Origin of the sequence: Mesorhizobium sp. ISC25 (assembly GCF_042295465.1) — a bacterium.
In the GTDB taxonomy this organism is placed as follows: Bacteria; Pseudomonadota; Alphaproteobacteria; order Rhizobiales; family Rhizobiaceae; genus Mesorhizobium.
The window spans coordinates 4,288,682-4,313,856 of sequence record NZ_CP135441.1; the positions used below are offsets into that span (position 1 = coordinate 4,288,682).

Here is a 25,175-nt window from a genome sequence, read left to right on the forward strand (position 1 = left end):
GGCGCGCATCCTATCCAGCCGTGTCGGGCGGGCAAGGGCGAACGAGTGGATTGTCAGGACTTATGTCCGACAAAGGCCGCACGGGCCGCCGATCGATCAACTGCCCAGCCGGACGCGGTACAATTCGACGGCGGCTCCGCTGGTCCCGGCAACCGGCTCAAGCCATTCCGGCACGCTGCCGCGCATCAGCCCGGCAAGAAAGCCTGCCGGCGCCTTGGCGGCGAGGAGCTTGCTTTCGGCGCTGCCGGGGCACAGCGCGACGAGGCTGACGTGATGGTCCGCCAGGATCGTCCTGGCATCGGCATCGGACCCACGGAAGGCATCGAGCGCCAGCAGGTTGCCGGCGACGTTGCGATGATAGGGCCCGGCGAAGACGCGATGTCCGGAATAGGCCAGGATCGGCGATCCGAGATTGGAAATTGCCAGCACGGTGGTGCCGGGCAGGCGGCCGAGTGCTGCAAAGGAGGCCATGCGCTGGCAAGCGACATCCGTGCCGTCGCCATTATCGGCGGCGGTGTTGCTGTCGTCGAAGGCTACCGAGGTCGCCGCGGCAGCCCCAGTCCAGACCGCATTCACCGAAACCAGCCAGACGGCAGCCATACGCAGCGCCACACCGCGCGACGGGCTGGCCTCGGCCCGTTGACGCCATTTGGCAATCCAGGCGGCAAGCGGGATGACAGCGAAGGCGATCGAGAATGTCGAACCGCGCACCTGCCAGGCGCTAACGATGAAGGCCACGCCAAGCAGCGCGCCGACAAGGCTGTCCTGCCGCCTCCAGTCGCCGCGGCCAAGGCGAAGCGCCATCAGCACGAGCGCAATGAACGGCGTGGCATAGCGCGCCACCACCCTGGCCGGATCTTCAGCGAGCAGCTTGAACAGCGATTGCGCCTCGTCGATGTGATCAAGCCATAGCTCCTTGAGGCGCGGATCGAGATTGGCATAGGGCGCTGTCAGGCATTGTGGGAACAACAAGACGACGACAGCGCCCAATATCAGGGCAAGCAGGCCAAGTGAGGCGATACGCCGTTGGCGCGTGCGGCCTGCCGGCTCGATCGACGCTATGGCTGCAAGGCCGGTTCCGGCAATCGCTGCGACGACGAACTGCACGGCCGAGAAGGCGTCGCATTGCGCCTGACCCCAGGCGGACCACGGAATGGTGACGACAAAGACGAGGGCGGAGACGCCGGCAAAGCCGAGGCCGAAATCCCTGGTGATCGACCTCTCGCCATTGACGTCGAGGGCAAACAGCATGGCGACAGAGGCGCCGATGGTGGCAACGTAAGGCGCGGTCTCCATACCGATGGCCAGCATCAGCCCGGCGCACAGGCCGGAGAGCAATGCCGCCGGCTTGCGCAATGGCGCTTCAAGCAACAGCCTCAGGCTGGCCATGCTCAGCATCAGCTGGACATTGTGGTGATCGAGCGCGCCAGGCGAAAAAATGCCGAGGAAATGCAGTGCGGCGGCGCCGACGACGACAGCCGGCAGCACGGCGGCGTCACCGGCAAAACTGCGTGCGGCGCGAGCGGTGAAAAATACGGTCAGGCAAAAGAGCAGCGCCGGCCACAGCACTTGGGCGACATGCTCGGCAAGGGCCGCGCTGCCGGTCAGGGCCGAGACGGCCATGATGATCGCGGCGATCGGCGCATCGACCAGCCGCGACCAATGCATAACGAAGCCGCCTTCCAGGCCCATCCTGTACTGGTGAAGATCGAACCAGCCCTGGCCGGCCAGCATGTCGCGAACTTCGACAAGGCGCAGCAGATTGTCGTTGTCGCCGCCGGCATTGGTCAATTCCGGGAAGCCGGCAAGGGCATTGACAGCAAGTGCCAGCAATGTGGCAAGCAGCGCCAGCGCGATATCGGACCTCCAATTGGAGGCGCCATCGTCGGCTGTGCTCATATCAGGACCTTTGGAAGGAATAAGGGGCGGTTTAAACCTAGCCTTAACAGCTTCAATAAATAGTAAAGCCGCCCGAGCGAGGCCGGCGTTTGAGCGGTCAGGGGCATCACAGGGCATCCGGAGACGAAAATGCCACAAGAAGTGCGCCATGAGCCGAGCATCGCCGTGCTGCTGCCTTGCTACAATGAGGAGCTGACGATCGGCGAAGTGGTGCGGCGCTTTCGCGAAACGCTGCCTGCCGCCGCGATCTATGTCTACGACAACAATTCGCGCGATCTGACGGCGCTCCGAGCCCGCGCCGCCGGCGCCATCGTGGTGCGCGAGCCGCGCCAGGGCAAAGGCAATGTCGTGCGCCGCATGTTCGCCGACATCGAGGCCGACATCTACCTGATGGCCGACGGCGACGGCACCTATGCGCCGGAGGACGCGCCGCAACTGATCAACACTCTGTTGACCGAGCGCTCCGACATGGTGGTGGGCACGAGGCGCGGGGTCGCCGACGATGCCGGCAGGACAGGCCACGCCTTCGGCAACCGCATCTTCAACAGCCTCTACAAGCGGCTGTTCGGCTCGGACTTTACCGATATCTTCTCGGGTTACCGCGCCTTCACCAGGCGCTTCGTCAAGAGTTTTCCCGCCGTTTCCGGCGGCTTCGAGATCGAGACCGAAATGTCGGTGCACGCCTCGCAGCTCAAATTGCCGGTCAGCGAGATCGGACTCGACTATGGCCGCCGGCCGGAAGGCTCCTCGTCGAAGCTGTCGACCTTTCGCGACGGCGCGAAGATCCTGTGGATGTTCGCCATGCTGATGAAGGAGACGCAGCCGTTGCGTTTCTTCGGCGCGTTTTCGGTGTTTTTCCTGGCATCGAGCCTGTTTCTGATGGCGCCGGTGCTGATCGAGTTCGCCGAAACCGGACTTGTGCCGCGCATGCCGACCTGGGTACTATCGGTCGGGCTGCTGCTGCTGTCGATGCTGGCGGCGGTGACCGGGGTAATCCTCGATTCGGTGTCGCGCGGCCGGGCCGAGCAGAAGCGCATCTTCTATCTATCGATGCCTTCCGGCCGCGTCGAACGCGAACGCGCAAGCGCGCTCGCGACTTTGAAGGCCGGACCGCGCAAGACCCCACGGGCGGCTTAGAGCCCCAAATGGGACGCCTCGCCCGCTTCATTGTCGCCGGCGGCATCGGCTTCGTCGCCGACGCGGCGGCGCTTTGGCTGGTGCTGACGATAGCGCCGCTCGGACCTTTCGCGGCTCGCATCATCTCGATCGGTTTTGCCCTGTCCGTCACCTGGCTGATCAACCGCCATCTGACCTTCTCGCCTTCCAGCCGCGGCGTCGCGCGAGAGGGCGCACGCTACGGCGGCGTCGGTATTGCCACCAGCGTCGTCAATTATCTCGTCTATTGCGCCATGCTGTTCGCGCTGCCGATGGTGTCGCCGCTCATTGCCCTTGCGGTCGCCTCGCTGATTGCCATGGCGCTGTCCTTCCTCGGCTATTCCAAGCTGGTCTTCGACCGCTAGAAGGCACATCGCATTGGGGTCTGCGCCAAGCGAAGCGCAGCCTCATCATGACCTTGGCCGATTGGCAGAAGCCGCCGATTTCCTTATATCGCTGTCGTCGATGCATCGGCCTGAAAAATCGGAATCGATTTTCGGGCAGTACGATGCATGGATTCAAAAGTGTTTGGAGCGTATGTGCGTCCAGGTGGACGCACGTCGCTTCAAGTGCGTCGGAGAGCACCCATGCCCCTGAAAGTCGCCGTCCAGATGGACCACATCTCCACCGTGTCGATTGCCGGCGACACGTCGTTTGCGCTGTCGCTGGAAGCGCAGCGGCGCGGGCACCAGCTGTTCCACTACACGCCCGACCGGCTGTCGCTGCGCGACGGCAAGGTGTTTGCCCGCATCGAGGCGATGCAGGTCCGCGACGAGAAGGGCAATCATTACTCGCTGGGCGAAGAAGACCGCACCGACCTATCGGAGATGGACGTCATCCTTTTGCGTCAGGATCCGCCCTTCGACATGAACTACATCACCACCACGCATATCCTCGAGTGCATCCATCCGAAGACGCTGGTGGTCAACGATCCGGCCTGGGTGCGCAACAGCCCGGAAAAGATCTTCGTCACCGAATTTCCCGACCTGATGCCCGACACGTTGATCACCAAGGACCCGCTCGAGGTCGCCGCCTTTCGCAAGGAGTTCGGCGATATCATCGTCAAGCCGCTCTACGGCAATGGCGGCGCCGGCATCTTCCATCTGCACGAGGCCGACCGCAACCTCGCCTCGCTGCTCGAAATGTTCGGCCAGATGTTCCGCGAACCGTACATCGTGCAGCGCTATCTCAAGGAGGTGCGGGCTGGCGACAAGCGCATCATCCTGATCGACGGCGAGCCGGTCGGCGCCATCAACCGCGTGCCGGCCGAGCATGATTCGCGCTCCAACATGCATGTCGGCGGCCGCGCCGAAAAAACCGAGCTGACGGAACGCGAACGCGAGATCTGCGCCCGCATCGGCCCCTCGCTGAAGGAGCGCGGCTTCATCCTTGTCGGCATCGACGTCATCGGAGACTATATGACCGAGATCAACGTGACCTCACCGACCGGCATACGCGAAGTGCAGCGCTTCGGCGGCGCCGACATCGCCAGCCTGTTCTGGGATGCCGTGGAGGAGAAGCGTAACTAGTCTCGCTTCGGAGCGGCCGCCTTGCAAACCATTGCAGCCGCTGCGTTCAGCTGTTCCCCAAATGTTCTTGCCTTCGCCGGAAATCTGTGGTTGTCTCCGGTGACGCCGTTCGCGGCATGATCGCAAAGGCTTGGGGCAAAGCCTGCATCGGGGTGAAGACATGGTGGCGCGGGTTCGCACGGTTGCTTTCCAGGGCATCGAGGCCGTGCCGGTCGACGTGCAGGTGATGATCGCGCCGGGCAAGGTCAACATGCACATCGTCGGCCTGGCCGACAAGGCTGTAGCCGAAAGCCGCGAGCGGGTGCAGGCAGCACTGCATGCATCCGGCCTGTCGATGCCGTCGAAGAAGGTCACCGTCAATCTGGCGCCTGCTGACCTGCCAAAGGAAGGCAGCCATTACGACCTGCCGATCGCGCTCGGGCTGATGGCAGCGCTCGGCGCCGTTCCTGGCGACATGCTGGCCGGCTATGTCGTGCTTGGCGAATTGTCGCTCGACGGCACCATTGCCGCGGTGGCCGGCGCTCTGCCGGCGGCGATCGGCGCCAATGCCGAAGGCAAGGGCCTGATCTGCCCGTTCGCCTGCGGGCCGGAAGCGGCGTGGGCCGGCAAGGATTTCGACATACTGGCGCCGCGCAGCCTGATTGCCATCGCCAATCATTTTCGCGGCACGCAGGTCCTGTCACGGCCGGAAGCCGGCATCCATGCTTCGGCGCGCGACCTGCCCGACCTTGCCGACATCAAGGGCCAGGAGACCGCCAAGCGGGCGCTCGAGGTGGCGGCGGCCGGCGGCCACAATCTACTGACATTGTGGCTAATTAAATGGCCTGCTGGAAAGGTCACAAACTCCCGTCGCGGCAACGCGTTCCAGGCTTATGCACCGGAAAGCTCGCAACGGTGCCACTAGGGGGCTTTGATCACAGGCGACGCCGCGAGATCTCGACTTAGTCGCAACGCAAGTCGGCTCCAAGAATTCAAAGTCGATGAGGACATTCCGGCAAAGCCCTGCTATTGGTTAGTTTACCGTCCCATCTATTACTTGCCAATTTTTTCATTAGGTGTATACATTAGGTTCGACTTAAGGAAAGCGACGGGAATCGCTACGATTTCGTGGCGAGTGTTATTTCATTTCACCGGCATTAACCGAGTATTTCTGGGGTGCTGTACGACAGACGACTCAGTTCACGGTTATCCAAGTGAATTTGAGTATCGTCTTACATGCCAGTTGATTGGTATTAGGCGGGAGGGGCATGTGATCCATCGGCGCGACGTAACGATTGGACTTGGGGCCTTAGGTTTCTTTGCAACGACAAAGTCTGCCCCTACTAGTGGCGCTGACTTAGTTATTAAGGTGAACCTCCCCCTCGATAGAACGAAGACAGGCACCCTCTCCCTCGAGGCAGCTGATGGGAGCCTCCTGGTCTCCGACCTTGACGTGCTTGGTAAGGCGGATAACCAAAAGGCGATTTCGGTGGGGAACGTGAATCGGGAGCCCACCCTGCCTTTCGGAGATACTCCGGAGGGCACCTACTCCGTTCCTCGACTAACGGCTACCGGTGATGGGACGAACTACAGCACCCACAGCTATGGACCCAATGGGGCGATAGTCTTGAAGCCAGAAAGTGGCCAAGCAAAGCAGGCGGACGCCAACAATCGGATAGGACTGCTTATCCATGGCGGCGACCTTGGAGGTGGCGGAAAGCTGCGTGCCACTCATGGATGCTTGCGGCTCTCAAACGACGATATGGCTAAGCTGATACAGGCGATCGGCAATGCCGGAAACAACACAACGTTCAACCGCTGCGAGATAGTTCGTGTCTCGGTGTTAGTTGGGGGCGACGCTGAAGAGGGCGCTGGCGATGATGAAATGGATCCGCCTCCTGGGATCGGCGACTTGCTTAACCCGATACCGATTGGGATTCCGTGACACCGCATTTAGGTGCGCAAACAACAGCGCATGGGCGTAGGCGATATCTGGCCGACACACCGCTTGTGACGACGCAATTTCCTTAAAGAATGACTGCGGGAGGCCTGCCAGCCACAACGTCGACGATCAACAGAGTTGCTGTGCAACTTCAAGGGGGGTGTCTGTGCTGGATGGTTGGGTTCAATCGCTATTCGCCACGTCCAGGATTGGGGCGATTAGTGTTCTGCTGGCCTCATCGAGCTCAGTGCTGGGTGATGACTTCTCAAGCTGCGGCTCCCCAAATGCGGATCAGCATTGGGCGCTGGCGCGACAGATCCAAGACTTGACCGAGACGCCCCCTTTGAACTCGCCAACTGTCTTTGCGCAAGAAGGCTGGGAACGGATCGCTCGCAAACTAGCGACGCAAAGCACGGAAGCGCTAAAAGAAGCGCTCCAGAAGCCCACCGTACTCGAGGGGGCTTTGCTGGCGGGCGAAGATACAAAAAAGTTCTGCGCACAGCTTGGCAGTTTCGGAAACGGTAGCAACCAGATCGACGTGCCGGTAGAGTTGGTCGAGGCGCGCGAGGTAGCGGCAGCGATTGCGCCTTACCTTCCGGCTCTCGCCTCCACCATTCTAAACAGCCCTGGCCCTGAAGAGGCGCTAAACGACGTACACCGGGTGGTGGAGCAGGTCGTTTCTGATGACCGACTCGCCGCCGAGATTGATCTCTTCAGCCAGGATCTTTCGTCCGGTGCACTGCCCGTCCTCAAACCAGGCGACTGGTCGACCAGTGAGCCCTGGCCACCATCGTCCGCTCGGCTAACCGCTCTTGCGAGTACGCTACGCCATGCGTCTGCCGATTCTTTCAAGATCTGTTCAGCAAACGCAACGCAGGCCAAGAGCCCTAAGGATCTAGAGGCAAACCGTAGTGTCGCGAAGTTGATCGCGACGCAAGTGGAAAGCTGGGCCAAAGGCTGCGCGCTACCCGTCGCAAACGTCGTGGCTCCCCCGGTGCCGACGCCTCAAAAGGTTGCCCCACGAGTCGTTCCGCCGGCCGATGACCAGGTGTCGGCGTCGCCGGACCGTGCCAAGCTCGCTTTCATCCCCTTTGCCGACGATGGGAGCCGCTACTCTGTCGAGCTTCAGGCAGTCATTTCGAACGATGCCAGCAATACGAAATTCACGGTGCAGTGGCCGCTCGGCATCACCATTAATCACGTGACGGTAGTTGATGATCATTTAGTCATCGGCACTGACCCTATGCTCCCCAACATCCCCGTCGTCGATGTGAAAGCACTGGTCGAAACATTGCGCAAGCTCGGGCTACCTAACGGCGTCTCCGTCGTCGATGCCCAACTCATTGGGGTCGACCAAACCCTCCAGAATATGAGTTTGTCGCTCTATGTTGTCCTTGGGAAGTTGTACACCAAGACGATCACCTTAGATCTGATGAAGAACGGAACCTCGGTTGCGGTCGAGCCGCAGTTTGTGACGATTGAGAAGATTCTCCTAGCAGACGTCTCGGCCGAGCTTCAGAGAAGCCTCCCACCTCTGCATTTTGAAAGTTCTGATTTCGCGGTCACCGTAGGTGCCGTCGAGGTCGATATGATCGGTGGCAACGCGGTCATCCATGGGGTGATGCGGTTGCCGCTCGGAGGGTTCACCCTCAATGGCGGTGGCAGCACGGTCGAGACATCGGTTACGCTTTCCATTCCGTTCGCCGATCCGACCCATCCTAAGCTGATCGAGGCACACTGGCCCGATGGAGTATTGGAAGATGCCAAACGCCAATTCCTGAGCAAGCTGCCGAGCATCGATATTGCCGCGTCTCAGTGCCTTGGCGTTACAGGGCTTTCGCTCACCCAGCTCCCGAATGGAAACCTTGGTCTTTCTGCCACAATCACACAAGATGGGGAAACGGTTACATCGGTCTCGCTTGATACCTCGAACCCCTTCGGAGCTATTGCCGACCAGATCGGGGTGCTGGTGAAGGGTAAGCCTGTGCAGGAGTGTATCGCACGGCAGGTCCTCGCGATGACGAACGCGGCGGCGAGCGATGCGGTAAACGCACTTAAGACGAAGACTGTCAGCGTCGCCGGCCAACAATTCTCGTTCCAAAACGTCACATTTACCAACTCGGCGGGGAAAGTACTACTCAAAGCAGATCTCGTGTCTACAGCTGACGAATCCCTGCGCATCATAGGTATCAGCATTGATGGAAAATGGAAGGTTGGGGAGGATCTTCCGCTCGCGTCAATTAGCGTCGAGGGAGTAAGCCTGCCAGCAAGCACCGTGAAGCGACTGCTGGCGGTTCTCAATCCGACTCTCGCCGAATGGACCTCGATACGGCAGATCGCCTTCGCTAAGGGCAAACTCACTGTACGCCTCCGGCGAAGGCCGCCTTGCGGGAGGATGGCACGGTAGCGAGGCTGCGCTCTTAAGGTCGTCCTTACGAGCGTAGTTAGCAGCACAGCATGAGCCATGTGACGTTATTGACCGGGCCGGAGCGGCGGCGCCGTTGGAGTGAAGCGGATCAGTGCCGGATACTGGCCGCGGCATTCGCGCCCGGGGCCACGGTGGCGGCGGTGGCGCGTCAGTACGATGTCGCGACCAGCCTGATCTACAAGTGGCGCCGCACGATGAGAGCCCGCGAGACGGGCTTTGCCGAAGTTGTCGTGGCTCCCGACGAGCCTGTCGCCGTTTCGCGGCCGGCGGCATCCCCAGCGGTGATCGAGCTGGAGGTCGCCGGCAAGGTGCGGCTGCGGATTCCGCTGACCACGCCGCCGACACTGGCGGCGGCGATGGTGAAGGCGCTGGGCGTTTCATGATCCCGGTCCCGAGCCAGGTGCGGATCTGGTTGGCGGTCGGCCGGACCGATATGCGTCGTGGGATGCAAGGCCTCGCTCTGCAGGTTCAGGAGACGTTGGGCCGGGATCCGCATGCCGGCGATATTTATGTCTTCCGCGGCCGCAGCGGCAATCTGATCAAGATTATCTGGCATGATGGGCTCGGCATGTCGCTGTATGCAAAACGGCTCGAGAAGGGCCGGTTTCTATGGCCGTCGCCGGCGGACGGCATGGTTTCCATATCGCCGGCGCAGCTCGCCTACATGCTCGACGGGATCGATTGGCGCAACCCGGTTCACACCTTCCGCCCGCAGCGCGCGGGCTGAGTTTTTCTTTGAGTTTGCGCCATTTTCCGCGAGTCAGCGGACGCGTTTTATGATTCACTCCAGGGCATGGTTGCCACCGCCCAGGATGCTGTTCCGGACGATATCGGCGCGCTGAGAGCAGCGCTGACCGCGGCGCTGGCCAGAGCCGAAGACGAGGCTGCGCGCGCTGCGCTGGTCGAGGCCGAACTGGCGGTCGCCAGGGCCAAGGCATCGGATGATGCGGCGCTGATCGCGCATCAGCATCTGACGATCCGCAAGCTGCAGCGGGCGCTGCATGGTCAGAGTTCTGAACGCTCAGCCCGCCTGCACGATCAGATGGAGCTCACCTTCGAGGAACTCGAGAGCACCGCGACGCAAGACGAGATCGCCGCCGAACAGGCCGCGGCCCGGACCACCGAGGTGGCGCCTTATGTGCGCAAACGACCGGCGCGCCAGCCATTTCCCGAGCATCTGCCGCGCGAACGCGTGGTCGAGCCGGCGCCGACCGCTTGCCATTGCTGCGGCGGTCATCGGCTGCGCAAGCTGGGTGAGGATATCACCGAGACGCTGGAGGTGGTGCCGCGGCAATGGAAGGTGATCCAGCACGTGCGGGAGAAGTTCACCTGCCGCGACTGCGAGACGATCAGCCAGGCTCCGGCGCCGTTCCACGCCACCCCGCGCGGCTGGGCCGGTCCCGGCCTGCTGGCGATGATCCTGTTCGAGAAGTTCGGCCAGCATCAGCCGCTCAACCGCCAGGCCGAACGCTATGCCCGCGAAGGTGTGCCGCTCAGCCTGTCGACGCTCGCCGATCAGGTCGGCGCCGGCGCCGCGGCGCTGATGCCGCTGTTCAAGCGGCTCGAAGCCCATGTGCTGGCCGCTTCACGTCTGCACGGCGACGACACGACGGTGCCGGTCCTGGCCAAGGGCAAGACCGATACCGGCCGATTATGGACCTATGTGCGCGATGACCGACCGTTCGGCGGCGCCGATCCGCCGGCGGCAGTGTTCTACTATTCCCGCGATCGTCGAGGCGAACATCCCGCGGCGCATCTCGCCGGCTGGAGCGGCATTCTGCAGGCCGATGCCTTTGGCGGTTATGGCGATCTCTATGCGACGGGTCGTCAGCCGGCGCCTGTTCTGGAAGCCAGCTGCTGGGCCCACAGCCGGCGCAAAGTGTTTGAGCTGGCCGATGTCGAAGCGGCGGCGCGCAAGAAGGCGCACGGCGAGAAGCCCAACCTGGTCTATCCGCTAGCGGTTGAAGCCGTGAAGCGCATGGATGCCCTGTTCGATATCGAGCGCGCGATCAACGGCCTGTCGCCGGCCCAACGCCACGCCGGGCGCCAAGAGCGGAGCGCGCCGCTGGTCACCGAGCTCGAGCGCTGGATGATCGAGACGCGCGACAAGCTCTCGCGCGGGCACGACCTGACCAAGGCGTTCAACTACATGCTGCGCCGCTGGTCATCCTTCACCCGGTTCCTCGAGGATGGGCGGATCTGCCTATCCAACAATGCTGCCGAGCGAGCCCTGCGCGGCATCGCTCTCGGCAGAAAGTCCTGGCTGTTCTGCGGTTCCGATCGCGGCGGACAGCGCGCGGCCGTTCTCTACAGCCTGATCGTCAGCGCCAAGATGAACGATATCGACCCGCAGGCCTGGCTCGCCGACGTCCTCGCCCGACTGCCCGCCTATCCGGCCCATCGGATCGATGATTTGCTGCCGTGGAATTGGAGATCCGCAAAATTGCGGACCCAACCAGCGGCGGCCTGATCATGCAGCGCAATAAGGTGCATCACGTCTACACCGTCGAACGTGTCGCCAGGGACCTCGGCGTCAGCGAAGCGCTCATCCAGGAACTGACCCTCGGTCTCGAGCCCGAGGACGGCGTCATCTGGGTGTACGGCGCCAACGATGACGACGAGATCTTGGCCTTCACCGATGAAGGCTTCGAGGAGGTCAAACTCCTCCTCGAAGAATATCATCGCGTCTCCCCATCGAAAGCTTGACCCAGCACTCCGGTGCTCAGGTCCTCATGGCCACCAGATACGGACGTCTGCGGTCTTCACCGGATGGGTACAACTCACTCTATATGGGTCGCTCGCTATTCCGGGAATTGCCGAGCAGATCGAACTCGATGGGCTCGTCGTCGACCTGTCTGAGACGAAAGATGCGATACTTGATGTACTGGAGCACGCAGCGCTCGAAGCAGTCGACCATCAAGCAGTCAGTTTCGAGCAAGAGCTCGCATCGCTTGGCAAACTAAAATCGATCCAACTCGATGTCAGCAAGTCGTCGCTCATCAGGAAACTGGCACTGGTGTTCCATGTCGAGATCGAGCCTATCGACAACGTCACACTGCCGTTCTTGGTGCAGTTGATACCAACGTTCGAGGTCAAAGCAGAAGGCGACTTCACTTCCACGATGGTTAGCGGCGCGCTTGGCTTTCTTTCACAAGCCATAGGAAACCTGACCATCGACGACAACGGCATTGGAAACATCCAGCCGCTAATTGACAATGAGCATCGCCGATACGGTGTCACCTTAGACGCCGGGGTCAAACTTGCGGACATGATCGGTGTTAAACTGGGAGGCATCGTGATCGAAAGTCGCGGACTCAGCCTACCCGATAGCTTCTCGGTCACTATCAAAGAGTACATTCCGATTCCGCCCTACCTTGCCATCGGCCAGATCGACGGCAGCGTCTGGGTACACCCACCAGGCAAGTTTCGTGTAGGCGCCACTGTGGTCCTGATTGTCGATCCCGACGGGTTTATCCTGCAGATTATTGCTGCAGTTACAGGAAATGGTCCTGCGCAGACGATCGAAGTTGACGGCAGCTTGCGAATCTTCACTATTCCGCTTTTCAAAGCCCACGGACTCGCGGATTTTCGCGCGCAAATTTTATCGTTGGATGCTGAAACGCTGCCGCCATTATCCGCGATCCTAGCGATGAAAACTGTCGCCAAGATCGACGGCAAGGCGAAGAACATCACTGCCACTTCCGATCTGTCGCTGCTGGGACTCAAGACAACCGGTGGGCTCGTCATTCATCTAGGCGACGACAAGCTTGTAGTTGTTACCGGTTCAGCCGATTGGAAATCGCTGGGCGTTAAGGCCGATCTCTCCCTGAGGACGACGACCGAATTCCACCATCCCTCAGCGGGCGGTCACGCCCAGTTGGGGTTCATAGGTGTCAGCAGCGATTTCGATATCGACACCGGCCACGTAAAACTGGGCTTCAAATGGAAAGGCATTGGACTGACGGTGATCGCTCCGAATGTCGGTAGCGTCACGCCAGATCTAATCAAGCGCCTTATCGAATCTCTGTTCGATTTCAAGTTCAGTTTTGACCAGCTCAAGAACATGGATATCGTCGTCAATCTTCTCGACAAGAATGGCAACAAGACCGGCTCATATGGCGAGGGCGATGCTCCGGGTGGTAATAATGGTGATGGGCAGGGCATTAAGACGGCAGAGGAAAAACATGGCGGACTGGCCGGCGGAACGGTCAGTTCGACCGAAGCGGTCGTGCCTGACAGTTGCCCGCAGAGAATGCCGGAGAAGGGAACAACTCGCGTTTGGGCCAAGGAGCCCCAAATCGGAGCGGGAAATAGCATCGAGGGCGACCACGCTGGAAATGTCATCCTTATTTCGGACGACGCCCGCGTCATATCCGATGCAATGAAAAACATCCTTAATAGTAGCGTTGTGGTTGCCTGTTTCAGGCGACCCGACTCTCCACATCAACCTGTCCACTTCAAATTCAGCGACGGAAGCTACGCCGATATCCGAAGTGATCTAGTTGCGGTGCTAGTGCCGCGTGACGGTTTCAACAAAGTGCTTGCACTGGAGTTCGTCAAGGGATCAGCAGCAGTTGAGATCGCGCTGCCGACTGGCGCAGAAACCGCGATTTTTGGCGACAGGGGCCTTGCAGGCGTGGCTGCTTGGGAGGGAACTCCGTTCGGGCACCGCCTGCTTCGGAAGATCGTATTGGCCCAGCTCGACGCGGGAGTGAAAATTAAGGCGGTGCACGCGGTGCCCCAGATACCTATCATCCCAGGCTGGGAAGCTAAGCCGGTCAGTCTGATCGAGGAGACCAAGGATGGCCAAGATCAAATCGAGCTAACCGGAGCGCTTGAGAGCGACAGCGTCATATTGACACCCGACTCCGACCTTTACAGCCTACTGAAAGCCGAACCAATGGGAACACTTGCCCAACTCGCGGCGGGTTTCCACCCACTCCAACTTCTTAGCAACAATCCACCGCCTCTCATAGTTCGCCCAAAAATCGATCCAGCTTGCCAGTTGATCCTGATCGATGATCGTCAGGTCTCCTCCCGTTACGCCTTGGCGTTCGGGGATGCGGGATTGAGCATTACCAGACTTGTCGACTGGGCATCTTGGTCGCAGGCTATGAATGGCTGGCTCGATTCGCAGTGTGGACGTCTCGTTTCTTTGGGTGCGCATACCGATCTCAGGATTGCTCCCGACCAGCCGGTCGACGCGGCTCATTCACAAGCGGTGATCACTGGCCGAACTACGGACAAGGAGGATCGATCGCAGTCGGGCCTGTGGTGGCTAACTACTATCGCAAAACCTCCTGGAACGGCAGGCGACTTTGCGTGCGTTACCGAAGCGAACTTGAAGGCGCTTTTTCCGGATAAGTCGGCCGTTGTCCGCAACCCGTCGATCCTGAACTGGGGAGACATTGGAGCGCGCGCTGACATGCTTGCGAGCCTGTCCGGCTCAACCGACGTTTGGTCTCAAAATTTCTTTGTCAACCCGCTTGGCCTTTTCCGTAAGGCTTACTCCAACCCTTCCGATGGCAAACCATGTCCAACGACGGCAAATCAGACCAAGTAACATCGATTACCGATACCCTTCGCGGCAATTGGGTTGCCTTGCAGGCCTGGTTGACGCCACACATCACCAGTTTGCTTCGTCGTAGTCGGCTGGGTTTCCGGACCATTATGCGAAGACGACTGCGTGTAACATCGGTCGAAGATGGCCGAGTCCATGTCGCGCTCTCAATGCGAGCATCGTGGGTGCTCGCGACGGCTTCGCTGGCATTCAGCTCGTTCCTATACGCTGGGTTCATGTCCGACTTTCAGAGCTCACTGCATTCGAGAATTGAGACAACACCCATTGTCCGTGACATCTTGGATCCTTCGCTCGGCGAGCCACTCATGCCCTTGCCGGGTAGCGCGGTTTCCTGGGCGACGGTCTCTAAACCGGGAGACCAGCCAATTCCCGACTACGCAGACCAGTACGCGGTCACGCCAACGCAATGGCTCGAGGTTCTCAAACGCCTGGGGCTTGTGGAACCCGACCGTTCGATCAAAGATTTCGTTGGTGAAAAGGCCGAGGGCGACGAAGACTTTGCAACACAGGACCTGATCAACAAGCTGCAGGTAGCAGCGAAGGGAAAGTCGCTTGTCCAGATCAGACCTTTGCCACTGCTTACGAACCTGTCAGTGCAACTCAAAGGCGCGGGAATCACGAACGGCTCCGCGTCATCGCCGGATTGCTGGTCTGCTGCGATGTCGCAAGTGATGGCTGGATTCCCCGGCCGTTGGGCAGCGCTCGCCAACGCCATGCGAGAAAGCCGCCAGCCGCTCCCGGCACCCACTGCTGCCAGCAAACAGGGCCTCGCAAGCGACCACGAGACTGCTTGCGCCTGGACAGATGGTGGCAAATTCGCAGAGCAACCTTGGATGCTTCACTATGCGGATGTCTTCTCGACCGAGATTCCCAATGAAGCCGATCTCGCTCGTGCTCTGCTCGAAGGAATGGGCGCGCTTGTAGATAGCCATCCCAGCGACGTCCCCATCGATACGTTGCTCAATCAAACCGTATCCCTTAGCACTGTCAGCGAATTCGATCGTGTTGTCCCAGCTACTACAGTCTTGGCGGAGCAGTTTGCGCGACAACTCATTGGCGCGACGATGACCACCTCGGACGTCCGGGGTGCAAAGATCTGGCTCGACATGCTGGTGGGCCTGCCGCAGTTCATTCTAAACTGGTGCATCGTCATGCTCACAGCCTTCGTATTCGGTCGGATGTTGCTGTTTTGGAAGATGCGCCGCGAAATCGAAAGCGTGAAAGGATGGCTGGGAGCTGCTGAGGAAAAGCTCAAGGAACCCGACCCGGATCAGCGCTCAAGCCGCGCCCTCCAAATGGCAATACAACTTGAAAGGATGCAACATACCGGCCGGCCGCCAAACCAATACCCCGACCCCGGCTCCGTCCGAATAGATTCGCTTGTCATCCTCATGGCTGAGAAAGCGATCAGGCGCCTGATCGTGGGGGAGGCCCAGCCCGAGCTTTTCCGAGAATTCTGCGCAGCGCGTCGTGCCATGGTCGATGAATCCGCATGGTTGTTGCGGTATCTCGCGCGAGCACTCCCGGCGCTAGGCTTTGTCGGGACTATCTTGGGGATCCTGCTCGCACTCAATGGGGCCGACGGCATCGTCCGCGCGTCGACACAGGCCGAGCGTGTATCGGCGATGGCCGCAGTAACAGGGCCATTGGCCTTCGCGTTCTCGCACACCTTCATCGCTCTCGTTGGCGGACTGATCACAGGATACCTCATCGATTGGGAGACCGCTCGGGAACGTCTTGCTCTCCTCGCATATGAGGAGACGCTCATCGAGAAGATTGACCTTGCTGAGCGAGAGACGGTGCCGGGCACCCGGCACAGACGGCCGCAGACAGATGCGCTTCCAGCTGAGGGCATACCATGAACGAAGACGAAGGGGAGGCCACGTTATCCATCAGCTTGGTCGACGGGATCAGTTGTGGCCTCGCGGCGACTCTGCTGCTCTTCATCATTTTTGGTGTAAACATTTCGGTTTCGACAAGTTCCCTTGGTGGACAAGCTGGACATGGCACGGTGACGAAGGTGCCCAGCGATCTGACCAGAGAGCCGGTCGATATCATTGTTGAAGTCCGAGGTCCGACGTCCGCTATTGCTGGAAATAGCCCTTGGCGATCCCAGTCATCGGCCGACCACAGAGTCGTGAATGCGCTGGAAGGCAAAACAGTCTTCGTGCGTGAACTCCGAGGGGGCTTCAGCACACCGAACGGAGTCCAGGCCAATCATGGTGACATCGACTTCAACCTAACTTGGCAGGGTCCGGTGCCTTTCAAGGGAGTGATCCACATTTTCCGGTCTGGCACCGATTCCGCCTTTGATTTCGAGTGCCATCATAGCAAGGGGCCTTACGCGATCATTCAGGGGTTCGACCTAAAACATGCTGTGTTGCGCAGCGCATGCAACTGGAAGCCGCATAGTTAGAACGAAAAGGTCAGGTCATGAAAGCCCCGCGACGTGATGTGACTGGCGCCAATACCGCGCTGAGTTTCATTGATGTGTTGGCAAGCGCGCTCGGCGCGGCCGTCCTGCTGTTCGTGATACTAGCGTCGACGCCGGTCAGCGTTGCTGGCCGCGCACAGGCGGCGGGCGGATTCATACGCTACGAATGGACGATTTCCGATCCGGCCGCGTTACTACGACTCTCGATAAGATCTCCCAGCAGTTCAGGCGGCGACCCTCGCTTCATCGACCTCAAGAATTTTGACGGTGAGACCGTGAGTGCCGATGGGCTCGCAGGGGTTTCTTCGTATCTGCTCATGGGGTTTGCCGCCGGTGCAGAAGACACAGAAAGTCGACAGTCGGGTAAGCGGACCTATGTCCTCCGGCTTAACCAGCCTGAAAAAGGGGTTTGGCAGGTTGGGGTGCTGTACTATGACCGGGCCGACAGTATCCCGACAGGCCCGAGCGACATCCAGGTTACAACTAGTGTATGCGCCGATTCCGATGCGCTTGTAGGCACCGAACTGAGGAAGACGGAGCTGTTGGGAAAGGAATCTTCGTTTGTTCCGAATGACGCAGTTAGTCTTAGTTATGGAGACGAGCTCCTTGCCCCGGCTGTAGAAGCTGACAAAAAGAAAGGCGGTCGGCGCTCCTGCTGAATTTGCCTGGCCAATTGCCGCGCTCTGAACGTCTGGCGGCCCGGATTCTAAACCGGGTACGGGAGCCTGCGGGACTCTAGCGGCCTGTGCTTGCTAACATTGTGGCCGATTAAACGCGGTTCTCCGCTGGGCAAAGAACCTCGATGTAACGCCCTGAAAGCCTGGCGGTCCGGCTAGCAGTAATCTGCTCCCTACCAGGTCACGGAGCTCTCCATAGGCACGACGGAAAAGCTGTTCCAAGCCAATCGGGATCTGAACGCGACCGCGCCAGGTCTGACAGATAAAACCAGAGCCCTGATTCGATCGAGCGGCAGGTCGCAAAGCGGGCCAAGTATTACCTCAGCCAAGGAAAGATCGGGACCAAATTGTTTGAAGTGGAGGCCGCCTTCCTTGGAGGCTGTCGTCAACGGAAACATCATGCGTGTTTCGCCCTCATATTTCCAGTGGCTAAACTTAGTCCGTGAGAGCTTGGCTAGGAGTTCATCAGACACCGCAGGTGGTGCTGACTTGTCGGGCAGGGGGTCCAACACCCGATCATCGGCATAAATGACGTCGAGCAAGGTGTTCCGATCGATATCGAAGCCGAGGCAAATTCCCCGATGCTTCGCCGCGTAGTGGCTCCACAATGTCGGTGAAATCCAATTCTTGCTGAAGCATATCAGTCCGGTGGACTGATCGTATTGCTCCCGAAGAATGCGGCCAAAATCTCTGACGTGCCTGTCGCTTCCCCGGAGTGCCAGAAGTTCGAAGGGGTCATTCAGGTCAGAAAATCTCGAAACCTTAATTCTACCTAGAGCAATGTTGCTGATCGCATATTCTGCTGAGGTCAGATAGTAGGCCCGCAACCGGCCAGCCGGCGGTGGCTGGACCACTTCCGCGCTACCCATATGGCTGTCATAGCCTGCATCGGTCCACTGGGCGCGAAATTCCTTGTGCATGATGCCTCCCCCCACAAGGAGTTTAAACCCAGAGTTCAACTGGGCACCGCCGGTGATCCTGGTGCCTGGAGGTCCGCTGCCGCTTCTCGGCTTGTACGAGGATCTCAGCTTCTTGGTTAACGCTCTCCTCGCTTTCAGTCGCTCCATGAAGACTCTTCATCGGATTCACCACGAGACGATTGAAAGGATGAACAGCACAATAGCCGCGCTCATGACCATCCACGAGCGCTGTTTTGGAAAGGTAGCATCTTCAAGCCAACGTCCGCTTGCGAGAAGGCTTCCGACCTGGAGAGAAGCCACCAGCGCAAAAACCATCAATATCATTATGGAGAGCGTTGAGATTTCACCACTGCTGCCGCCCAAGCCCCGGACCAGATCAGCCGAGAACCAAGCGATCCCTACGAAAGTGATCACACCTGCTAAAATCCCGACGTAAGTTCGCATCTTGCACGCCTTTTTATCCGGACACCGGCTTTCCCGGCCCGACAACCCGTACGCTTGGCGCCTGGGCATTCTCGTCGACGAAGATGACGCCAGCCGCCTCCAAGGGCGCGTCAATTTTTCAGGCAGACGTAGGTGTGTTCAAATTCCGGGCGCCAAATTTCGATACTGGTCTTGATCTCGCACGTCCGGCCAGTCTGAGTAAAATACTGGAACGCCACCGCTTGGTGCGCTGCAACGACAGGATCGAGCTTCACCAGACCGATCGTTGCTCCGCTGACGATCGCCGGCGCGGCGATTGTCCCTGGCGATGGCGTTGTCATGATCTTGCTAAGGTCCGGCCGATCGAAAACCCAGAATGAACCGCCTGCGGTCTGGACGACGTGCTTAGGTGCGACTGAAGCGTCGTATGTCTTCAGGAGGTATCCGGTATTCTGACAGCCGGTGATCGCCAGTGCTGCGGTCAAAGCCGCGATTATTCTCCCCCTGCCCATTCAGTTTCCCCCATCGTCTTGCGATAGAAGCACAGGCAATTATCCAAGTCGATAGAACGGTGGAGCGTCAGCGATAAGAACGGTTATCGCCAGTGTCGCCGCGCATGTGGGTGATTTTCGCCGGCTATTCAAAACGACGGTCGCTTTCAGACGGACGCGTTCGGCGGATCAGGCTGCAGCGGTTTTGGCGAAGTTGAAGGGTAGCAGATCGTCGATATCAGCGTCCGCGTTGCGTTGAGGCAATTCGGTGAGGACGTGGCGCAGCCACGCTAACGGCTCGACGCCACAGGCGCGGCAGGTCAGCACCAAGCTGTAGACGATGGCGCTGGCCTTGGCTCCGTCGACGGTATCGCTGAAGAGCCAACTTTTCCGGCCAGTGGCAAAGAGTCTGATGTCACGCTCGAGAAGATTATTGTCGATCGGCATGCTGCCGTCCTCGGTGTAACGAGTCAGATATTCCCATTGGTTCAGGGTGTAAGAGACGGCGTCGCCGAGCTTGCTGTCAGGCAAGACCTTTGGGGCGATGTCGTCGAGCCATCCCTTGAGAGCATGGAGGATGGGGACACTATGTTGCAGGCGGAAGCGGCGGATGCAGTTATCTTGCGTTTCGCCTTCATCGGGGATTTCGTTCCGGGCCGGCCTTTCAACCCGATAGAGCTGTTCGAAGAACCGGAGCGCCTGTTCCGGCGGCCCGCCGCCTTTCTTCCTCGCCTTTAGGGCATCGACGAAGCGCCGCCTCAAATGGGCCATGCATCCAAGATGCGTTGCCCCTTCCAGCGTGCGCCACGCGGAATAGCCGTCGCTCATCACTACGCCGCGGTAATCGCCCAAGAAGGTCTGCGGGTGTATCTGGCCGCGGCCCGGCTGATAATCGAGCAGCACGATCGGCTGGTCACTGTCCGCGCCGCTCCGGTATGCCCACATATACGAGGTGCTGGCGGCCTCTCTGTCCTTTTCCTTCAGCACCTGGACCGTGGTCTCGTCACCATGGATGAGGGGCTGCGATCTTAGCCGCAGCTTCAGGACGTCATAGGTGCGGGAGAGATGCTTTTCGCTCGAACCGGTCACCCAGTGCCCCAGAGCGCCACGGCTGTCACCGAGAAGGCAGAATGCCAAAACCGCCGCTGTGGTAAGCAGCCGATTTCTGCACGGCTCCAAGTCTCCAAGTGTGTTTCAGTGTTCGATCGAGCATTTTCCCCCTTTTAGTCGTGCGCTGATTGCAACTGGTATCTGTATTCAAATCAAATGACGCAGGCGAAGGCTGTAACGTAACTGCTCTCTAGGAATGGACAGATTGTCCTGGCATTGTGTTAGCGTGCTATTGGTCTCCAAGGGCTGTGATAGGGGTGGCGGGAGGAAGGGACTGATACCAGGGTACCCAAATCGCCATGTCGTTGAGGCAATCGCCAAAAGAGACCCCATTGTATTCGTCGCGGCTACAGACTGCCATTCCGGCTGTCGGCTGTTGAGAAACTTCGACGTAGCAATATTTTGCCTCCATCCCTCCCGTATCAATTTTCGCAAATGTACGAGTTTCTCCCCAAAGCTCCGCCTTTGCGGTTTCTAGCGGCTGGGTCTCATAATACCCAATTCCAGATTGATCCGTGCTCTTATCCAGCATCCATGCTTGAAAATTCAGGCAGGTCTGAACCGCGGCTTTGTGACCGATGATCGCTCCCGGTTTGGTTCCTTCCAGAAAAATTCCCCACCGCACCGCCTTCTCAACCGTATTAACCTCGGCGATCTCTTTCGGTCCTGAATTCAACGTTTCAGCGAGCAGGGAAAGCGAAAACATCGGTTTGGCGTCGAATTCCGATGAGAACGAACCGAATTTGATGAATTCGGCAATCACCTTCTCACTCAGCGTGAGCATTTCAGACACATCCTTGCCGCTAAATTTGTCGCCTTCAGCCAATGTGAAATAGGGAGCATGAAATCCGAGATGTCCTGAGACATTTAGATACCGGCTAGGCCCGTCCGTTTCAGCCCCGTGTGCCCTCCCAGCCATGAATAGGAAAGCACAGGACGAATAGCAGGAAGCTCCCGCCGGTATACGTGTTGTGATACCATAGTCGTGAACAAACCCGGCGATTAACCGGCCTTCAACATAGTTTCCTCCGGGACTGTCGAGGCAGATTGCCGCGTCCGTGCTATTCGACTCTTCCCCGCTATTGCCTGGCGCCGTCAAACCAGACGAGGTGGCAAGGGCTTGCAACGCCTTAAAATCGCCCGGTACGATTTCGCCCGACAGGTTGATCAGGCAACCCTTCCCATGCCCCTTAGCTAGCTCTGCGGCATTTGCGGCCCCGATGAGCATACCGACCAGCAAGAACAAAAAAAACCAGATCGTTAACTCGCTTGTCGTGCGTCGGGATTTCGCGGCAGCTTTTAGAGAATAGAGACGACGTGCGAACGGCCGAAAATGCATTGTCTGTGCCTCCCCTACCTAGATACATTACGGAGCGACGAGGAGAGCAAGTCAATGCCGGGGTCGTGCAGGCTTTGGGCATACAGCCGCAAAGAGAACGCCACAGAGCCATGACGCAGCGTAACGACTCAGCCCCGCTTGGCGCGGGATCCCGCCTGGCCGGAGCCGCCTCTCTCCTCCCAATGTGCAGCGTCGGCCAATTTTTTTTCTTCGAACTGGCTAGTTTTAGCGCTGTCCTGGCGATGCGAACAAAGGAGGAACATTTTCCTTGCTCGTCAAAACGGTTTGTGGAATCTATCCATGATGAGCGAAGAGACCGTCATCCCCTGCCAAAGGGTGGGAGCCGCCTCAGTCTCGCGGCTCGATTGAAAACCATTCCTGCGAGCGTGCGGTTGGGGCAAGGCCAAACCTGTCACATGACAGTTTCAATAATTTAGCGCAGAACCTATCACCGGCGGTGACAGGTATGACGCGTTTGCGTGACGGGTTTTGGAGGGGTGAGATGACAGAAGACGCTCGGCAACTCATCGAGAAAATTTGGGCCGACGACCTTCTAAATTGCCGCAAAGCTGAAGCTGAATTTTTACACCAGTTTTTGACGAGTAGAGCAACGGACAGAGCTCTTTCAAAGAAACCAGGCGCCTATGTGCTCAACATCGATGCCGAGTGGGGGTCTGGAAAGACGTTCTTCCTCGACAGAATGGCCAAGCAGCTTGGAATTCGCCACGTCGTTGCGCAAGTCAATGCCTGGCGAGACGACCATATGGATGACCCGTTCATTGCAATTTTAGCCGCCATCGATGAGGCATTGAAGCCTTACCTGAAGAAGGAAAAGAAGACAGCGAGGCTTTGGACCGCAGTTAAAAAGAATGCAGCTCCAATCGTTGTTAAGGGAATAGCCGGTGTTGGCAAAAACCTCCTTCAGAAAGCCATTTCTAAGGAGATCGTAGGTGACATAGCCAATGTTATTTCGGACGCTATGACTGAGCTTCCGACTGCAATCAAGATCGATGCAGAAATAGTGAAAAATGCGGCCGAAGCCGCCGCTGATGAGATCGTTACCGAGATCGACAAGGTAGTCGATGCTCAAGCTCAGCACCTGATTGACAGCTTCAATGCCAAAAATGCAGCGTCGTCCGACTTCAAGACCAGGCTTGAGGCGGCAATTGGAGCTCTGACAGTCAAAAGGACGCCTCTGTTCGTAATCATTGACGAGCTCGATCGCTGTCGACCATCCTACGCCGTGGCACTCCTCGAGCGAGTTAAGCATCTCTTTGACGCGAAAAACCTGGTGTTCGTTTTTGCCACCAACAGCGAGCAGCTGCAGCACAGCATTGCTGGCGCCTACGGCACCGGTTTCGACGGATTTCGCTATCTCAAAAGGTTCTTTGACACGACTTATCGACTTAAGACGCCATCGACCGAAGACATCGTCGAAGCCGAAGCCAAAACGATGTTTCTGGACCGGGTGACATCACCGCTCGAAACGCCTGTCGCGTACCTGAAATTCGCATGCAGCGTCTACAAAATGGAAATTCGACAGATAAAAGATGTTTTGGACACAATAAGGAGTGTTTCTGCCGCGTGGAACGCAGAAAGCAAGATCGAACTAGTTTCGCTTTTCGCTTTAGCATTCGAGTTTGACAAAACTGGCAATTGTTCATGGCAAACTTCTTTCTCTGCAAAATACAATAACATAAATTTCTCCGTTGAAACTGGTTCTGAACAGTGGAGAGGAAATAAGCCTGTTGAGTTTAACGTAGCGAATTTTATGAACATTTTTTATACAAATACGAAGATATTGAAGAATATGATGAATGTTGCCAATGGCGAGATGGACCGCGTACAACGTTACGCCTACAACACTGTTAGCTCAGAGTGGGGAAGTGATAGGGGAGTTAATACCGACGCGCCGAGTGTTCAATTTCAGCTGCCAGAGATGGTGATGGCCGCAGGGCGAATGACTGGCGGAAACTAGACGCCCGCGTACCAAAACGTCGACGGGCCGGTCGAAGCCTCGACTTCACGGGATACGCCAAACGGGTCATGGTCTCAGAGCATTAAGCAGGTCAGGTGTAAGTGCTGCGGGCCAACGTCGGACACGACGACGAACTGAGGCTCTTTAACGCTGTGCCCATGTCGCGCCATTATTTTGCTTCACGAACGTCTTGCAAGGAAGCATGGCGAAGGTCTTCCTCGCCGCGAAGGTGCTTCACGGTGGCCACCAGGCCCGGCTCACCCGCCGGTTCAATTAGCATGTGAAATGGTTCCGAAATGCGAACCTTGCGAAGAGGTATTGCCCACACGGCCGAAACAGCCTACCCTATGTAGACATTCTGTATAGCCCGCTCGGGTCGGAAGGGTTGAGAGGCAATGGCCAACAAAAATGTCAGGCTGACGAGCGTCTCGCTGAAGGTCCTGAAGATTTTTATCGATGCCCCCCGTAAGCCTAGATCCGGCATCGAGATTTCGCGCGAGTCAGGTATCGCATCGGGCACTTTGTACCCGATTTTGGACCGTCTGGAAGACGCGGGTTGGTTCGCTAGCGCATGGGAAAACGTCGATCCGGCGGAGGTCGGACGACCACGTCGACGCTACTATACAATCACCGGCGAGGGCTACAACGCGGCGAACGAGGCGCTGGCGCCGTACCAGATGCCGAACGGAGCGGTGGGATGGCAGATATAGCAAATTGGGCGCTCTATAGCATCTTGACCCTCATCGGAGCGGTGACTGTCAACTTAATCGCTAGCGAAATCTACGACCGGGTCCCCTTGTGGACGTGGAAGCTGGTGGCAGCGGCTGCGAAGGGCGTTCCAGCTAAAAAGCGCGCTCGGTACGCCGAGCAGTGGCTCGCCGACCTGAACGACGTCCACGGCAATTTTCACAAACTGGCTTTTGGCCTTAACTGCTTTCGGGCAGCACGCGTGATTTCCAAGAATCGCTTCGGAGAAGACATCGTCTATAGCGTCACTAATCTGTTCTACACGGTGTACTTCATGACGATCCTAGAATCTTTCAGGTTCATCACCGAATACCGCATCGGAATGTCTTTTGGGCAAATGATAGGCGATGGAGGAGTCCTGTTACTGGGCGGGCTGGCCGCGTGGAAGCTGCATAAATTTAGCAAGCGGCGCAAATTCATTCGAATTCGCGCACGCAAAAGGGCTTGACGTTGCGGACGTTCCTTTGACGAACTGCCCGTTTAAGAATTTCTAGCTCGGCTGAAGACAAGCCCTGCTGCAATCGCAATTCGTCCACCCATAGG

General features: G+C 58.4%; 21 protein-coding genes and 2 pseudogenes. 17 read left to right on the top strand and 6 right to left on the bottom strand.

The genetic code is table 11. The features are described from left to right. Positions 1–96: 96 nt before the first annotated feature. Positions 97–1,899, bottom strand: a complete 1,803-nt coding sequence (locus RQ479_RS21190) for a GtrA family protein (RefSeq protein WP_376702501.1) — start codon at positions 1,897–1,899, stop codon at positions 97–99. A 129-nt stretch (positions 1,900–2,028) separates the two neighbouring features. Here RQ479_RS21190 and RQ479_RS21195 point away from each other — a divergent pair, with 129 nt between their 5' ends. From RQ479_RS21195 to RQ479_RS21260, 14 genes and pseudogenes are all read left to right on the top strand, one after another. Continuing rightward, positions 2,029–3,036 (top strand): glycosyltransferase, encoded by a 1,008-nt coding sequence (locus tag RQ479_RS21195; RefSeq protein ID WP_352571550.1) that lies wholly within the window; start codon positions 2,029–2,031, stop codon positions 3,034–3,036. Positions 3,037–3,044: 8 nt separating this feature from the next. Beyond that, a complete protein-coding gene (locus RQ479_RS21200; protein ID WP_376702502.1) occupies positions 3,045–3,419 on the top strand; it encodes a GtrA family protein in 375 nt (124 codons plus the stop codon). Between the two features lie 222 nt (positions 3,420–3,641). Next, a complete protein-coding gene (gshB, locus tag RQ479_RS21205) occupies positions 3,642–4,583 on the top strand; it encodes a glutathione synthase (protein ID WP_376702503.1) in 942 nt (313 codons plus the stop codon). A gap of 160 nt (positions 4,584–4,743) precedes the next feature. After that, positions 4,744–5,385: pseudogene (locus tag RQ479_RS21210) on the top strand (magnesium chelatase domain-containing protein); the annotation flags it as partial. A 447-nt stretch (positions 5,386–5,832) separates the two neighbouring features. Beyond that, positions 5,833–6,507 carry a L,D-transpeptidase gene (locus RQ479_RS21215; RefSeq protein WP_376702504.1) on the top strand — a complete coding sequence of 225 codons (675 nt, stop codon included), beginning with the start codon at positions 5,833–5,835 and terminating at the stop codon, positions 6,505–6,507. Between the two features lie 322 nt (positions 6,508–6,829). Beyond that, positions 6,830–8,911 carry a hypothetical protein gene (locus RQ479_RS21220; RefSeq protein WP_376702505.1) on the top strand — a complete coding sequence of 694 codons (2,082 nt, stop codon included), beginning with the start codon at positions 6,830–6,832 and terminating at the stop codon, positions 8,909–8,911. A gap of 50 nt (positions 8,912–8,961) precedes the next feature. Continuing rightward, positions 8,962–9,315, top strand: coding sequence for a transposase (locus RQ479_RS21225; RefSeq protein WP_376702193.1), 354 nt, complete (start codon positions 8,962–8,964; stop codon positions 9,313–9,315). Next, positions 9,312–9,659 carry an IS66 family insertion sequence element accessory protein TnpB gene (tnpB, locus tag RQ479_RS21230; RefSeq protein WP_376702194.1) on the top strand — a complete coding sequence of 116 codons (348 nt, stop codon included), beginning with the start codon at positions 9,312–9,314 and terminating at the stop codon, positions 9,657–9,659. Before RQ479_RS21225 ends, tnpB begins: the two co-directional genes overlap by 4 nt. A gap of 66 nt (positions 9,660–9,725) precedes the next feature. Continuing rightward, positions 9,726–11,402 (top strand): IS66 family transposase, encoded by a 1,677-nt coding sequence (locus tag RQ479_RS21235; protein WP_376702195.1) that lies wholly within the window; start codon positions 9,726–9,728, stop codon positions 11,400–11,402. A 2-nt stretch (positions 11,403–11,404) separates the two neighbouring features. After that, positions 11,405–11,638 carry a hypothetical protein gene (locus RQ479_RS21240; protein WP_376702196.1) on the top strand — a complete coding sequence of 78 codons (234 nt, stop codon included), beginning with the start codon at positions 11,405–11,407 and terminating at the stop codon, positions 11,636–11,638. Further along, the gene (locus RQ479_RS21245; RefSeq protein ID WP_376702506.1) at positions 11,571–14,495 is read left to right on the top strand and encodes a hypothetical protein; all 2,925 of its coding nucleotides are present in this window, start codon (positions 11,571–11,573) and stop codon (positions 14,493–14,495) included. Before RQ479_RS21240 ends, RQ479_RS21245 begins: the two co-directional genes overlap by 68 nt. Continuing rightward, positions 14,465–16,375: a hypothetical protein gene (locus RQ479_RS21250; RefSeq protein ID WP_376702507.1), complete on the top strand. Its 1,911-nt coding sequence runs from the start codon at positions 14,465–14,467 to the stop codon at positions 16,373–16,375. The genes RQ479_RS21245 and RQ479_RS21250 overlap by 31 nt, the downstream gene beginning before the upstream one ends. Then, positions 16,372–16,929 (top strand): hypothetical protein, encoded by a 558-nt coding sequence (locus tag RQ479_RS21255; RefSeq protein WP_376702508.1) that lies wholly within the window; start codon positions 16,372–16,374, stop codon positions 16,927–16,929. Before RQ479_RS21250 ends, RQ479_RS21255 begins: the two co-directional genes overlap by 4 nt. Positions 16,930–16,946: 17 nt before the next feature. Then, positions 16,947–17,606 (top strand): hypothetical protein, encoded by a 660-nt coding sequence (locus RQ479_RS21260; RefSeq protein ID WP_376702509.1) that lies wholly within the window; start codon positions 16,947–16,949, stop codon positions 17,604–17,606. Between the two features lie 191 nt (positions 17,607–17,797). Here RQ479_RS21260 and RQ479_RS21265 read toward each other — a convergent pair whose 3' ends face one another. From RQ479_RS21265 to RQ479_RS21285, 5 genes and pseudogenes are all read right to left on the bottom strand, one after another. After that, positions 17,798–18,544 carry a DUF2971 domain-containing protein gene (locus tag RQ479_RS21265; protein WP_376702510.1) on the bottom strand — a complete coding sequence of 249 codons (747 nt, stop codon included), beginning with the start codon at positions 18,542–18,544 and terminating at the stop codon, positions 17,798–17,800. A 165-nt stretch (positions 18,545–18,709) separates the two neighbouring features. Beyond that, positions 18,710–18,988: a hypothetical protein gene (locus RQ479_RS21270; protein WP_376702511.1), complete on the bottom strand. Its 279-nt coding sequence runs from the start codon at positions 18,986–18,988 to the stop codon at positions 18,710–18,712. A gap of 110 nt (positions 18,989–19,098) precedes the next feature. Next, on the bottom strand, positions 19,099–19,452 hold the full coding sequence (locus RQ479_RS21275; protein ID WP_376702512.1) for a hypothetical protein: 354 nt from the start codon (positions 19,450–19,452) through the stop codon (positions 19,099–19,101). A 195-nt stretch (positions 19,453–19,647) separates the two neighbouring features. After that, positions 19,648–20,571, bottom strand: a pseudogene (locus RQ479_RS21280) (IS66 family transposase); the annotation flags it as partial. Positions 20,572–20,797: 226 nt separating this feature from the next. Next, on the bottom strand, positions 20,798–21,907 hold the full coding sequence (locus RQ479_RS21285; RefSeq protein ID WP_376702513.1) for a hypothetical protein: 1,110 nt from the start codon (positions 21,905–21,907) through the stop codon (positions 20,798–20,800). A gap of 502 nt (positions 21,908–22,409) precedes the next feature. Between RQ479_RS21285 and RQ479_RS21290 the strand changes: the two genes are divergently transcribed. The 3 genes from RQ479_RS21290 to RQ479_RS21300 all read left to right on the top strand — a co-directional run bounded on the left by RQ479_RS21290 (position 22,410) and on the right by RQ479_RS21300 (position 25,080). After that, positions 22,410–23,885 (top strand): P-loop NTPase fold protein, encoded by a 1,476-nt coding sequence (locus tag RQ479_RS21290; protein ID WP_376702514.1) that lies wholly within the window; start codon positions 22,410–22,412, stop codon positions 23,883–23,885. A gap of 395 nt (positions 23,886–24,280) precedes the next feature. Then, positions 24,281–24,595, top strand: coding sequence for a PadR family transcriptional regulator (locus tag RQ479_RS21295; RefSeq protein ID WP_376702515.1), 315 nt, complete (start codon positions 24,281–24,283; stop codon positions 24,593–24,595). Then, positions 24,583–25,080, top strand: coding sequence for a hypothetical protein (locus RQ479_RS21300; protein ID WP_376702516.1), 498 nt, complete (start codon positions 24,583–24,585; stop codon positions 25,078–25,080). The genes RQ479_RS21295 and RQ479_RS21300 overlap by 13 nt, the downstream gene beginning before the upstream one ends. Positions 25,081–25,175: the final 95 nt, after the last annotated feature.